The organism is Agrobacterium sp. 22117, assembly GCF_052045735.1.
GTDB lineage: Bacteria > Pseudomonadota > Alphaproteobacteria > Rhizobiales > Rhizobiaceae > Agrobacterium > Agrobacterium cavarae.
The window spans coordinates 773,425-785,724 of the sequence record NZ_JBQEPP010000002.1; the positions used below are offsets into that span (position 1 = coordinate 773,425).

The 12,300-nt window shown below is 58.3% G+C and carries 13 protein-coding genes and 1 other RNA gene; 10 read left to right on the forward strand and 4 right to left on the reverse strand.

Going from position 1 to position 12,300, the window contains the following annotated elements; all coding sequences use genetic code 11:
* Window positions 1–38: 38 nt before the first annotated feature.
* The 4 genes from ACTJKV_RS08065 to ssrA form a co-directional block, all read right to left on the reverse strand.
* Window positions 39–251: a ribbon-helix-helix domain-containing protein gene (locus tag ACTJKV_RS08065; RefSeq protein ID WP_062426641.1), complete on the reverse strand. Its 213-nt coding sequence runs from the start codon at window positions 249–251 to the stop codon at window positions 39–41.
* 477 nt (window positions 252–728) lie between these two features.
* A complete protein-coding gene (locus ACTJKV_RS08070) occupies window positions 729–926 on the reverse strand; it encodes a DUF4169 family protein (RefSeq protein WP_274102212.1) in 198 nt (65 codons plus the stop codon).
* A 47-nt stretch (window positions 927–973) separates the two neighbouring features.
* Window positions 974–1,483 (reverse strand): SspB family protein, encoded by a 510-nt coding sequence (locus ACTJKV_RS08075; RefSeq protein ID WP_062426554.1) that lies wholly within the window; start codon window positions 1,481–1,483, stop codon window positions 974–976.
* A 190-nt stretch (window positions 1,484–1,673) separates the two neighbouring features.
* Window positions 1,674–2,046, reverse strand: a transfer-messenger RNA (tmRNA) gene (gene ssrA / locus ACTJKV_RS08080).
* 134 nt (window positions 2,047–2,180) lie between these two features.
* Here ssrA and ACTJKV_RS08085 point away from each other — a divergent pair.
* The 10 genes from ACTJKV_RS08085 (at window position 2,181) to ACTJKV_RS08130 (ending at window position 12,300) form a co-directional block, all read left to right on the forward strand.
* The gene (locus ACTJKV_RS08085) at window positions 2,181–2,489 is read left to right on the forward strand and encodes a DUF2853 family protein (protein WP_274102278.1); all 309 of its coding nucleotides are present in this window, start codon (window positions 2,181–2,183) and stop codon (window positions 2,487–2,489) included.
* A 91-nt stretch (window positions 2,490–2,580) separates the two neighbouring features.
* On the forward strand, window positions 2,581–3,375 hold the full coding sequence (locus ACTJKV_RS08090; protein ID WP_062426556.1) for a thymidylate synthase: 795 nt from the start codon (window positions 2,581–2,583) through the stop codon (window positions 3,373–3,375).
* Window positions 3,372–3,899, forward strand: a complete 528-nt coding sequence (locus tag ACTJKV_RS08095) for a dihydrofolate reductase (RefSeq protein ID WP_274102214.1) — start codon at window positions 3,372–3,374, stop codon at window positions 3,897–3,899. Before ACTJKV_RS08090 ends, ACTJKV_RS08095 begins: the two co-directional genes overlap by 4 nt.
* A 146-nt stretch (window positions 3,900–4,045) precedes the next feature.
* Window positions 4,046–5,188: an FtsH protease activity modulator HflK gene (gene hflK / locus ACTJKV_RS08100; RefSeq protein WP_113177649.1), complete on the forward strand. Its 1,143-nt coding sequence runs from the start codon at window positions 4,046–4,048 to the stop codon at window positions 5,186–5,188.
* A 1-nt stretch (window position 5,189) separates the two neighbouring features.
* The gene (hflC, locus tag ACTJKV_RS08105) at window positions 5,190–6,140 is read left to right on the forward strand and encodes a protease modulator HflC (RefSeq protein WP_113327924.1); all 951 of its coding nucleotides are present in this window, start codon (window positions 5,190–5,192) and stop codon (window positions 6,138–6,140) included.
* 220 nt (window positions 6,141–6,360) lie between these two features.
* On the forward strand, window positions 6,361–7,908 hold the full coding sequence (locus ACTJKV_RS08110; RefSeq protein ID WP_274102215.1) for a Do family serine endopeptidase: 1,548 nt from the start codon (window positions 6,361–6,363) through the stop codon (window positions 7,906–7,908).
* A 380-nt stretch (window positions 7,909–8,288) separates the two neighbouring features.
* On the forward strand, window positions 8,289–9,641 hold the full coding sequence (locus ACTJKV_RS08115) for an LLM class flavin-dependent oxidoreductase (RefSeq protein WP_440598583.1): 1,353 nt from the start codon (window positions 8,289–8,291) through the stop codon (window positions 9,639–9,641).
* A 9-nt stretch (window positions 9,642–9,650) separates the two neighbouring features.
* Window positions 9,651–10,499, forward strand: coding sequence for an ABC transporter permease (locus ACTJKV_RS08120; protein ID WP_440598584.1), 849 nt, complete (start codon window positions 9,651–9,653; stop codon window positions 10,497–10,499).
* A 43-nt stretch (window positions 10,500–10,542) separates the two neighbouring features.
* Window positions 10,543–11,523, forward strand: a complete 981-nt coding sequence (locus tag ACTJKV_RS08125; protein WP_274102218.1) for an ABC transporter substrate-binding protein — start codon at window positions 10,543–10,545, stop codon at window positions 11,521–11,523.
* Window positions 11,524–11,532: 9 nt separating this feature from the next.
* A complete protein-coding gene (locus ACTJKV_RS08130) occupies window positions 11,533–12,300 on the forward strand; it encodes an ABC transporter ATP-binding protein (protein ID WP_062440629.1) in 768 nt (255 codons plus the stop codon).

Genomic DNA, 12,300 nt, shown 5'->3' on the forward strand with positions numbered 1-12,300 from the left:
TGCCACGCGTCAGTGTTGGGCAAAGTGGGGTGGCTCGTCTACTTCTGACTCTTGAGCCAGATCAGCACATAGACCCTAAGCGCCGATGACAGGTTGCTGCTTTCCGATCTGTTGTCATCTATCTCCGCCAACAGGGACGCGAAGCTCATCTTCCGCTTTTCCGCAATCGCGCGGAGTTCGTCCCAAAACGCATCCTCCAATGAGATGCTTGTGCGGTGACCATGAAGAGTCGTGGAGTGCTTGCGTATCAAGGTCGCTGCTTTCCAAGCCGATTCAAGAGGGTGCCAATCTGATTCATTTTCTGCCTGCAAGTCCATGAAATGTATAGGAGCTTGCGTTCGATAACGTTGTTATGTGTCCTCGGTTCCACCACTTCTCATCCAGGATGAGCGATATCGAAAGAGAAGCTGAAAAAAGTCCGATGCTGTCGACACCATCCGGAATGTCGGGTGGGATACGCGTTTTGGTGTGTGGTGAGAAGCTCGGCCCCGTGCGCGCGCTAGCAGAAAGCATCACAGCTTCGCGATCAAGAGGGCAGGCGGCATACTGCCTTCAATGAACGAGGTGCTTAAAGCGCCTTGCGTTTCTGAATCGACGCATCGTGCCTTCCGAAAATCGAGTCCGATTTTCGGGCCGATGCTGCGAACCCGAGTTCGAGAACTGAATGCGGCAAAGCTTTTGGAGCGACGTTGCTGTGAGGTGGTAGGCGAAGATCTTGGCTGCGGAACCTATTCGGACTCGTCATCCCGACGATCAAGCTTGCCTTGGTCTAGCTGGCGCTCAGCCTTGTTATTCAAGGCGGTTGTCAGAGACTTTTCGGATTTCGTTCTGCCAAATGACAGGCGGTTTTGCTCCGCCTGTTTTTCCTTCTCGGAGCGCGCCTTCTGCTTGCGAAACTGGCGCAGGTTGACGACATCACCCGTCATGAGGCCCTCTCATTGGTCAGCACCGCGTTGAGGACAGCGCCAGCGCCTTACTTGTTCTTGCGGAAAGCATCCAGAGAGACGACCGAGCCGGCCTTCTTTTCTTCGTCCGTCTTCTTCTCTTCAGAAGGCTGAACCTTGGCTTCAGCGGGTGCAGGGTAGGCGGTGATTTCCGCTTCCTGAACCTCTTCCTCTTCGGCCAAAGGCACGTCGAATTCGAGTTCGAAGTTGACCGACGGGTCGTAGAAGCCACGGATGGCGTTGAAGGGGATAACGAGCTTTTCAGGCGTGTCGGAGAAGGACAGACCGATCTCGAAAAGGGTTTCGGTCACCTTCAGGTCCCAGAACTGGTGCTGAATGACGATCGTCATCTGCTCGGCATACTTCGCCTTGAGATGCTGCGAGATCCGCACACCCGGCGCGCCGGTGAGGAACGTGATGAAGAAGTGGTGATCGCCCGGCAGCCGGCCAGTGGCCGCAACCTCGCTCAGAACCTTGCGGATAACGCCGCGAAGGGCATCCTGTGCGAGAATGTCGTAACGGATATGATCCTGCCCCATACGGTCCTGTCTTTCCTTATTCGAACGTCTTTTACCTGAGTATACGCAATGTCTTAGTGCGCAGCAACGAAAAAGCCTTCATCGCCTGCAGCATGTTTTAGCCTTCAACCGCGGCAAATATATGCGCGATCTCAAGCGTACCAGAAGCGAGTCAGGCGCACCATATAGCGAATTTCAAGAGAGGGGAGAAGGTGGAGGTTTCTGTTGCCAGGTACCTCCGAACCCCGCCTTACGGGGCTAACCGTAAGGACTTAGAGCGGAATTCCCGCACCGCCATTAGGCAGCGAGAGCGTATTCCTTAGCGTTGTTGTCATTTGCAACTACACTTGTGACCCGATAACGGCGGTATCATGCCGAGCAAAAGTTCGATCTTTACGCCCTTGTCGATCCTATTTCGCCCCCATCAAAAGCCGGCCTTTTCTCAAGAAGCCGCCGGTTTTTGGTGGAGGCGCCGGGTACCGCCCCCGGGTCCAATAGGTTTATTCCATCGACCGTTTATCGCCATAGCCGGATTTGCATCCGGCAGAGGTCATATAGGCATTTCCGCGCGCTGAGGAAAGAGGCCTTGTGACATTTCGGTAAAGGACTTGCCCGCAGATGGTTGCATGAGATTCTTGACGCGGTTGCAGGCTTGGCACATCTTCTCCCTGAAGTGGCCGTGGATGCGATCTGGCTGCTCAACATGGAGGATGAGGACATGACGGACTATCTTGCAGATGTGAAGAAGTACGATGCCGATGCCGATGAAGGTGTGGTGAATAAGATCGTCAAATATTTGGGTATCGCGCTTCGCAATCGCGACTCGGCGCTGGTGTCGTCGTCGGATCCGGAGGAGCTTGCTCGGGTCAAGAGCGGATGGTGCGCCAAGAAGCTCGGCGTCGATGGCGCAGAGGCGGATGCCGCGATTGACGCAACCGCCAACGCGATGGCGGCAGACCGCAGCAAATCCCGTGTGACCTTCTACTACCTCGTGGCCAAGCATCTCGGAAAGCTTGATACGGTCTAGGCGCAAAAGTTGTGACGAACCGAGTCCATCGATTGGTTCCGCTGCCGGGAAGGGGTATAACAACCCCATAGAGACTCGGTGGCGGAATGACATGAAGCAATATCTCGATCTTCTTCGGCATGTGATGGAAACGGGCAGCGATCGTGGCGATCGCACCGGTACGGGCACCCGCTCTGTCTTCGGCTACCAGATGCGTTTCGATCTCTCAGAAGGCTTCCCGGTGCTGACCACCAAGAAGCTTCATCTGCGCTCCATCATCCATGAGCTGCTGTGGTTCCTGAAGGGCGACACCAACATCGCCTATCTCAAGGAACACGGCGTGACCATCTGGGACGAGTGGGCGGATGAGAAGGGCGATCTCGGGCCTGTCTACGGCGCGCAGTGGCGCTCATGGCCCGCACCGGATGGTCGCCATATCGACCAGATTCAGCTTTTGATCGAAGGCCTGAAGACCAATCCCAATTCGCGCCGTCACATCGTCTCTGCCTGGAATCCGGCGCTGGTGGACGAGATGGCGCTTCCGCCATGCCACTGCCTGTTCCAGTTCTATGTTTCGGATGGCAAGCTCTCCTGCCAGCTCTACCAGCGCTCGGCCGATATCTTCCTTGGCGTGCCGTTCAACATTGCCTCCTACGCCCTGTTGACGCTGATGGTGGCGCAGGTCACGGGTTTGAAGCCTGGTGATTTCGTTCACACGTTGGGTGACGCCCATATCTATGCGAACCACTTTGAGCAGGCGAAGTTGCAGATGACGCGGACGCCGAAGGCCTTGCCGACCATGCGGCTCAATCCGGATGTGCGGGATCTGTTTGCCTTTAAGTTCGAAGACTTTACGCTGGAGAACTACGAAGCTGATTCAAGCATCAAGGCGCCGATTGCGGTATGAGTGAACCCCGCATCATTCTGATCGCTGCCGTGTCCCGCAACAATGTTATCGGGCGCGAGCTGGACATGCCCTGGAAGCTGTCTTCCGATCTCAAGCGCTTCAAGGCTGAGACCATGGGCAAGCCGATGATCATGGGGCGCAAGACGTTTCTCTCCGTCGGCGAGCGGCCGTTGCCCGGTCGTCCGCATATCATCGTCAGCCGCAACCCGGATTATCGCCCTGACGGCGTGGAGGTCGTTTCCTCGCTTGAGGAAGCGCTGTCTCGAGCAAAATCCAAAGCTCGAGAGCTTGGTGTGGAGGCGGTTTATGTGGCCGGTGGAGGCGAAATTTACCGCCAGGCTATGCCCTTCGCCGATCAACTTTCCGTCACCCATGTGGAGGTCGAACTGGATGGCGACACGTTTTTTCCGGAAATCGATCCGGCCGTTTTTGAGAAAACCGACGAAACTGCCCTGCCAGCCGGGGAAAAAGACGATTACGCCGTGCGTTTCGCAACCTATCAGCGCCACGGTGCGGCAAAGTGAACTATTTGGGTCGATCTGGTATTAAGTTACCGCCCCTGCGTTGAAACAGACGCTTCGCCTTCTTATAACGAGGACGATATTCCCGCCGGCATCGCAAAAGCGCGTTGGAGAGGGAGCGGGAAAGTTTTTATAACAAAGAGGTATGAATGCCCTGGAGCAATCAGAATGGCGGCGGTGGCCCTTGGGGCGGCGGCGGCGGTAATAATGGCGGCGGCGGAGGAAACAACCAGGGTGGACCTTGGGGACAAGGGCCAAACCGGCCACGCGGCGGTGGCGGAGGCGGCGGTAACGGCAATGGCGGCCCGCCCGATCTGGAAGAAATCATCCGTCGCAGTCAGGATCGCTTCAAGCGCATGCTGCCGGGCGGCTTCAATGGTGGCGTCGTGGCCATCCTTGTTCTCGTGGTTCTTGCCTTTATCGGCATTCAGTCCATCTACACCGTCCAGCCGGACGAGCGCGGCGTAGAACTTCGTTTCGGCAAGCCGAAGAACGAAGTGTCGATGCCGGGTCTCCATTATCACTTCTGGCCTATCGAGACTGTCGAGATCGTCAAGGTGACAGAGCAGCAACAGAATATCGGTGCACGTGCGACGTCTTCGTCGGCTGCCACCGGCGTGATGCTGACCGGCGACCAGAACATCGTCAACGTCCAGTTCTCGGTTCTCTATACGGTCTCCGATCCGAAATCCTATCTCTTCAACGTCGATACGCCGGCTGAAACCCTTCAGCAGGTGTCTGAAAGCGCGATGCGCGAAGTCGTTGGCCGCCGTCCGGCGCAGGATATTTTCCGTGACAATCGTCAGGCGATTGCCGCCGATGTTCGCTCCATCATCCAGGCGACGATGGACAGCTACGGTGCCGGTATCTCCATCAATGCGGTTGCGATCGAGGATGCGGCACCGCCGCGCGAAGTCGCCGATGCCTTCGATGAAGTGCAGCGTGCCGAGCAGGATGAAGATCGCTTCGTGCAGGAAGCCAACCAGTACGCCAACCAGAAGCTTGGTGCGGCACGCGGTCAGGCAGCCCAGATCGTCGAAGAGGCGAACGCTTACAAGAGCCGTGTCGTCAACGAATCTCAGGGTGAGGCTCAGCGCTTCATCTCGATCTACGACCAGTACCAAACGGCACCGGAAGTGACCCGCGAGCGCATGTTCATCGAAACGATGGAGCAGGTCCTCAAGGGTTCGAACAAGATCATTATCGATGAAAAGCAGGGCGTAGTGCCATATCTGCCTCTGAATGAAATGATGCGCGGCAATACCGGCGCAGCACAGCAGGGAGGCAACTGATATGAGCAATCGTCTTACGGCAATTCTCGTTGGCCTCGCGATCCTGTTCTTCCTCGTCTACTCCTCGGTCTTCGTCGTGAATGAGCGGCAGCAGGCAATCGTCGTCCGCTTCGGTCAGATCCAGGATGTGAAGACGCAGCCAGGCCTTTACTTCAAGCTGCCATTCGCCTTCATGGATGCCGATCGCGTTCAGTATATCGAAAACCGCGCGTTGCGCTTTGACCACGACAACATTCGTGTTCAGGTTTCGGGCGGCAAGTTCTACGAAGTCGATGCTTTCGTGGTCTATCGCATCACCGATGCACGTCGCTTCCGCGAAACCGTGTCGGGCGATCAGCTCTCTGCTGAAACGCGTCTGCGCACGCGTCTCGATGCATCGCTTCGCCGGGTCTACGGTCTGCGTGGCTTCGAATCCGCTCTGTCGGATGCCCGCGCATCGATGATGCAGGAAGTGCGCGACGATCTGCGTCCTGACGCCGAGTCGCTCGGTATCAGCATCGTCGACGTCCGCATCCGTCGTACGGATCTGACGCAGGAAGTCTCGCAGCAGACCTTCGAGCGCATGAAGTCGGAGCGTCTGGCGGAAGCCGAACTGATCCGCGCCCGCGGTAACGAAGAAGGCCAGCGTCGTCGCGCTATCGCCGATCGTCAGGTCGTCGAGCTTGAATCCGATGCCCAGCGCCAGTCCGAAGTGCTGCGCGGTGAGGGTGATGCCGAACGCAACCGCATCTTCGGTGAAGCCTTCCAGCGTGACCCGGCCTTCTTCGAGTTCTACCGCTCGATGACCGCCTATACCAACGCGCTGACGGGTAACGGTACGACCCTGGTTCTGTCACCTGATTCGACCTTCTTCCGCTATTTCAACAACATCAACGGCACGCAGCCGCAGGGTGCAGCACCCGCAGTTCCGCCAGCGCCTGCCACGGCGCCGGCACAGGCGCCAGCGAACTGATTGTTGGATATACGAGATTGAAAAGGCCGCCTTGAGCGGCCTTTTCTTATGGAAGAAAATAGGTGTGATGGTCAGGGCTTTACGATAGGCCTTCATTTGCAGTGGAAGGAGCGCGAAGATTCGCGTGCTCTTCACGAAAAGGTTTTTCACACTTCATCATTCCGCCTTATGCTTGGCTACTAAAGCTTGAGGCTACTATTTGCAGATGCGAGGACGCTTGATGCCCGTGACCCGATTTTCGCCTTTCCGCAGCAGCGTTGCCGGTCTGGCCGCCTTTGCCATCGTGACCGGTGGTGTGGCTGTGCCGGTGGGTGCGATGGCGCAGACCAATGGGCCAGCTTCCGTTGCCGATCTCGCGGCGCCGCTTCTCGATGCGGTGGTGAATATTTCGACATCGCAAAGCGTGAAGGCGGAGGGCAAGGGTCCGACGCCACCGCGTATCCCGGATGGTTCGCCATTCCAGGAATTCTTCAAGGACTATTTCGACAACCAGAAGCCCGAGAGCGGAGAGAAGGTCAATTCGCTAGGCTCCGGCTTCGTCATCGATCCGGCGGGTTACGTCGTCACCAACAATCACGTCATCGAAGGCGCTGACGATATCGAGGTGATCTTCCCCAATGGTACCAAGCTCAAGGCAAAGCTCGTGGGAACCGATACCAAGACGGACTTGTCCGTTCTGAAGGTCGAGCCGAAAGCGCCGCTGAAGGCGGTGAAGTTCGGCGACTCCCGCACCATGCGCATCGGCGATTGGGTCATGGCGATCGGCAATCCTTTCGGCCTCGGCGGATCTCTGACCGTCGGCGTCGTCTCGGCTCGCGGCCGCAACATTAATGCCGGTCCCTATGACAATTTCATTCAGACCGATGCCGCCATCAACAAGGGCAACTCTGGTGGTCCGCTCTTCAACATGAAGGGTGAAGTCATCGGCATCAATACGGCGATCATTTCGCCGAGCGGTGGCTCGATCGGTATCGGCTTTGCCGTACCAACCGAGCTTGCGCAAAACATCGTGCAGCAGCTGATCGAGTTTGGCGAGACGCGTCGCGGCTGGCTTGGCGTGCGCGTTCAGCCCGTCACCGACGATATTGCCTCCAGCCTTGGCATGGACACCGCCAAGGGCGCGCTGATTTCAGGCGTTGTGAAGGGCGGTCCGGTTGAGAACGGGCCGATCAAGCCGGGTGATGTGGTGCTGAATTTCGATGGCAAGCCGATCCAGGAGATGCGTGACCTGCCGCGGATCGTGGCCGAAAGCCCGGTGGGCAAGGAAGTCGATGTCGTGGTGCTCCGCGACGGCAAGGAGGAGACGGTCAAGGTCAAGCTCGGCCAGTTGCAGGATAGTGCCGAAGATCAGCAGCCCGGCGCCGGCAGCGACGACGCCATGCCTGAAGATGGTGAGGGTGGCGAAATGACCGCGCCTGATCAGAAGAACGGCGAAACCGAGCAGCAGGCGCCCGATACACGCGAGGCAGCGCAGACTGTGCTCGGCATGAACCTCGTGACGCTGACCGACGAGTTGAAGAGCGAGAAGGGCGTCGCCGAAAGCGTTGAGGGCGTCTATGTGGCAAGCGTTGCGCCCGGTTCCATTGCAGAGCAGAAGGGCGTCAAGGCGGGCGATGTGATCGTTGAAGTCGGCCAGGATTTCATGGAAGTCCCCGGCGACGTGATGGTGCGCGTCAACGGCCTGAAGTCTGCCGGACGCAAGAATGCGCATATGATGATTGCCGACGCGCAAGGCAATCTGCGTTTTGTCGCGATACCGCTGGAATAGTCGGCTCCACGCCAAGCGTTGTGCTTGGTGAGCTTGAATTATACGGGCCGTCTTTTTTGTTAGCGGCTTACAAATTGAAGGCCGGACCATCGGATATGATGTTCCGGCCTTCTTTGTCTTGAGGTTGGCTGCCACGCCGTTGACACGGAGTTGCATGAGCTCCTCCATTGCCGAACATATTTTGCGCTCGTTCTGCCTCTGCGCTCAAGAACAGAAATATTTTTGCTCAGGATGCGCAACAGAGCAATCTCCTTTCTATATAAAAATAGTAGACAATATAGGGTTCTTCTCAAGCGGCACGTGGTGAACGGGTGCTGCAGCTGAATGGTCCGTTTCTCTGCCTGAAGGCAGATGCGGCAAAGCTTCAAAGCGAGGAACCAATGGCACGCAAGATCAGACTGGGCGCATTCCTGCCGGGCGGTGGACAGCATATCGCATCATGGCGTCATCCCGATCAGCCGGTGGATGGCGCGGTGAGCTTCGAGTTTCATAAGCAGCTGGCGCAAACCGCAGAACGCGGATTGTTCGACGCCTATTTCCTGGCGGACAATCTGGCCGTCGGCTTTGGTGGAGCGCGGGAAGGTGGCAATGCCAGGGTGGCGGGTTTTGAACCGACGACGCTGTTTTCGGCGCTGGCACCTTTCACCACAAATCTCGGCTTCATCGCTACCTCGTCCACGACCTATGAGGAGCCCTATCTGACCGCGCGCAAGTTTGCGTCTCTGGATTTGATTTCCGGCGGCAGGGCAGGGTGGAACGTGGTGACGACCACTGGCGATTCCGCCGCGCAGAACTTCAATCTCGATACCCAACTGCCCCATGCCAGCCGCTACAAGCGCGCTGCCGAGCATGTGGATGTCGTCAAGGCGCTGTGGGACAGTTTCGAGGATGATGCTTTTGTCCGCGATGTCGAAAGCGGCGTCTTCTACGACAAGGCCAAGCTGCACGAGACCAATCATCGCGGCGAGCATTTTCAGGTGCGCGGTCCGCTGAACGTGCCGCGCTCGCCGCAGGGTCACCCCGTCATCGTTCAGGCGGGGCAGTCCGAAGATGGTCGCGATCTGGCGGCCGCGACAGCCGAGGTGATCTTCACCGCGCACCAGCATCTCGAGACGGCTCAGGAGTTCTACCGCGACATCAAGACGCGCGCTCGCCGTCTCGGCCGCGATCCAAACCATATTCTCGTCATGCCGGGCGTGTCGCCCTTCGTGGGAAGAACCCTGGCGGAAGCGCAGGAGAAATATGAAAGGCTGACCTCGCTCATCCTCGAAGAGGATGGCGTCGGTCTTCTGAATGGTCTGACGGGCGGTACGCTGGACCTCAAGGGCTACGATCTCGATGGACCGCTCCCTGTCGCGCCGCCAACGGAAGGTATGAAGAGCCGGCAAGCGCTGCTGCGTCAGATTGCCGACGAGAACAACTTTACCATCCGCCAGCTCTATCAGTGGGTCGCTTCTGCCCGTGGCCACTACACGATCGTCGGCACGCCGGAAACCATCGTCGACACGCTGCAGGAGTGGTTCGAGAACGAAGCCGCCGACGGTTTCAATATCCTGCCGCCATGGCTTCCGACTGCGCTCGACGATTTCGTCGATCTCGTTATTCCAGAGCTGCAGCGTCGCGGCCTCTTCAGGACGGAATATGAAGGGACGACTCTTCGCGAGAATCTAGGCCTGCCATATCCCGTCAATCGCTGGTCTGTAGAGCGGCCAGTTGCCCAGGCAGCGGAGTGAGGTGCGATCATGTCCTATGACGAGGTAAAGTCCACGCATTCAGGGGTTCTGGATTATCGGGGCGAGAAGCGAACGCCCGTCACTCTACAGGTGGCGAACCGCTACGTCGCGCCGTTCCTCGCCCGCTACGGGCTGGTGCTTGCCTTTCTGGCAGCCTGGCAAATTTCGAGCACGCAGGGGTGGATCAACCCGGCGGTCTTTCCACGGCTCGACATCATCGTCGCCGCTCTGTGGAAGGGCATTGTCGGCGGGGCGCTGATCGATGATATCGCGATCAGCCTACAGAGATCCGGCATTGCCTTTGCAGCGGCCGTCGCCATCGGCATTCCGCTCGGCCTTTTCATGGGGCAATTGGCGGCCGTTGAGCGCGCGCTCGACCCGCTGCTGCAATTCTTCCGCCAGACCTCGGCGCTCGCCCTCTATCCTGTCTTCATTCTGATGCTGGGGCTGGGTGAAGCATCCAAGGTCTTCGTCATCTTCTGGGCAACGCTCTTTCCGATCCTGCTATCCACCATTGGCGGCGTGAAGGAAGTGGACCGCAAGCTGATCGAAATGGCGCGCACCTATGGCGCAGGACCGATCGCGATTTTCCGTCGTGTGGTGTTGCCTGCTTCCGTTCCGGCGATTTTCGTCGGCTTGCGTCTTTCCGCCACCACCGCGCTCCTCCTGCTCATCGCTGCCGAGATGATCGGTGCGAATAAGGGTGTCGGCTTCCAGGTGATGAACGCCCAGTACAATTTCCAGATTCCGCTGGTGTACGCGTCGATCCTTCTTCTGGCGCTTCTCGGGCTCGCGGCCAATGCCGGGCTCGTGCTGCTCCAGCGCAAGCTTTGCCGCTGGTCTGCGCCGTCCCATTGATCCCCGCATCGATCCCCTTCTTTCAAGTTCAAAGGATAAGACCATGACGTTCCATTCCCGCAAGCTGCTGCTCTCGGCAGCCATCCTCTTCGGCCTGACCACCATCGCCTCGGCGGAAGAGGTGAAGCTGCGCTATCTCGCGAGCCAGGGCGGTCTTGCCGCCCATGAGCTTGCCGAAAAGCTCGGCTATTTCAAAGGTACCGGTGTGAGCTTTGAAAATGTCGGCTATGCCCAAGGTGGTCCGGCTTCGCTCTTTGCCCTTGCTTCCGGCGATGTCGAAATCGGCAGCGCTGCGACATCCGCCGTGCTGAACTCGATTGCCGGCGGAAACGACTTCGTCGCCGCCTATCCGTCGAACGGCATCAATGATCAGGTCCAGTCGGTCTTCTATGTCCTCGACGACAGCCCGATCAAGTCGATCAAGGATATTGCCGGCAAGACGATTGCAGTGAATACACTTGGCGCCCATCTGGACTACACGATCCGCGAGGCGCTGCATTCGCAGGGATTGCCGGTCGATGCGGCAAAGCCGGTGGTCGTGCCGGGACCGCAGCTGGAGCAGGTGCTTCGCTCCAACCAGGTGGACATCGCCGCCTTCGGCTACTGGCAGACGACCTTCGAAGGGCTTGCGAAGACGCATGGCGGTATCCGGCCGGTTTTCGATGACACGGATGTTCTCGGCGATATTGCCGGCGGCTTCGTGGTCTTGCGTCGCGATTTCATCAAGGCGCATCCAGAAGCGGCAAAGACCTTCGTCGAACAGTCTCAACGCGCGCTTGATTACGCTCGCGAACATCCGGAGGAAACCAAGGCGATATTCGCCAAGGCCCTGAAGGAGCGCGGCGAAAATCCCGAACTGGCGAAATATTTCCTCGGTTATGGCGTCCGCCCCGGCGGCAAGGCTGTCGATCGCGACCTGCAGTTCTGGATTGACGTGCTGACGCGCGAAGGCAAGGTAGAGCAGGGCCAGCTCGTGACGGAGAAGATCCTCTATTCGCCTGAAACCGCGACCGCCAGCAATTGAGGTGATGTGATGAGCGCCGTGCAATCTCTACGGGGAGAGGTGGCGATCCGCCACCTCTCCAAATCCTACCAGTTGAATGGCAAGCCGTTCCAGGTGCTGAAAGACCTGAACCTGACGATCCGATCCGGCGAGAGCCTGGCTATCGTCGGTGCCAGCGGGTCCGGCAAGACGACATTGCTGCGCGTGCTGGCTGGGCTTGAGGAGGCCGATCGTGGTGATGTGCTGATCGATGGAAACGCGGTGCGTGGCGTCGGTCGTGAGAGGGCGGTGATTTTTCAGGAGCCGCGGCTTCTGCCCTGGTTGACCGTGCTCGACAATGTTGCCTTTGGGCTCGAGACGCAGGGATTGAGCCGGGAAGAAGCACGCAGCCGTGCCCGTCGCTACATCAACCTCGTTGGCCTGCAGCAGTTCGAAAGTGCCTATCCGCGGCAGCTCTCCGGCGGTATGGCGCAGCGTGTGGGCATTGCTCGCGCTCTCGCCGTCCAGCCGGAAATCCTGCTTCTGGACGAGCCGCTCGGCGCGCTGGATGCCATGACGAAGATCGGCATGCAGCAGGAATTGGCAAGGATCTGGCGGGAGGAAGACGTGACCACGGTTCTCGTGACGCATGATCTCGAAGAGGCGATCTATCTTGCAGACCGGATTTTGATCCTGCCGCGTGAAAAGGGTGCTGCGCCACGATTGATCGATGTCGATCTTCCGCGCCCGCGTGACCGCAGTTCGCCAGCCTTTGTTCGCCAGCGCGAGGAACTGCTGCACGTCTTTGGCCTGCATTAG

Bases quoted from the DNA above. Each gene is read 5' to 3' on its own strand.
- ACTJKV_RS08070 (WP_274102212.1), bottom strand. From the start codon at position 926: ATGACGGGTGATGTCGTCAACCTGCGCCAGTTTCGCAAGCAGAAGGCG.
- ACTJKV_RS08075 (WP_062426554.1), bottom strand. From the start codon at position 1,483: ATGGGGCAGGATCATATCCGTTACGACATTCTCGCACAGGATGCCCTT.
- ACTJKV_RS08085 (WP_274102278.1), top strand. From the start codon at position 2,181: ATGACGGACTATCTTGCAGATGTGAAGAAGTACGATGCCGATGCCGAT.
- ACTJKV_RS08090 (WP_062426556.1), top strand. From the start codon at position 2,581: ATGAAGCAATATCTCGATCTTCTTCGGCATGTGATGGAAACGGGCAGC.
- ACTJKV_RS08095 (WP_274102214.1), top strand. From the start codon at position 3,372: ATGAGTGAACCCCGCATCATTCTGATCGCTGCCGTGTCCCGCAACAAT.
- hflK (WP_113177649.1), top strand. From the start codon at position 4,046: ATGCCCTGGAGCAATCAGAATGGCGGCGGTGGCCCTTGGGGCGGCGGC.
- hflC (WP_113327924.1), top strand. From the start codon at position 5,190: ATGAGCAATCGTCTTACGGCAATTCTCGTTGGCCTCGCGATCCTGTTC.
- ACTJKV_RS08110 (WP_274102215.1), top strand. From the start codon at position 6,361: ATGCCCGTGACCCGATTTTCGCCTTTCCGCAGCAGCGTTGCCGGTCTG.
- ACTJKV_RS08115 (WP_440598583.1), top strand. From the start codon at position 8,289: ATGGCACGCAAGATCAGACTGGGCGCATTCCTGCCGGGCGGTGGACAG.
- ACTJKV_RS08120 (WP_440598584.1), top strand. From the start codon at position 9,651: ATGTCCTATGACGAGGTAAAGTCCACGCATTCAGGGGTTCTGGATTAT.
- ACTJKV_RS08125 (WP_274102218.1), top strand. From the start codon at position 10,543: ATGACGTTCCATTCCCGCAAGCTGCTGCTCTCGGCAGCCATCCTCTTC.
- ACTJKV_RS08130 (WP_062440629.1), top strand. From the start codon at position 11,533: ATGAGCGCCGTGCAATCTCTACGGGGAGAGGTGGCGATCCGCCACCTC.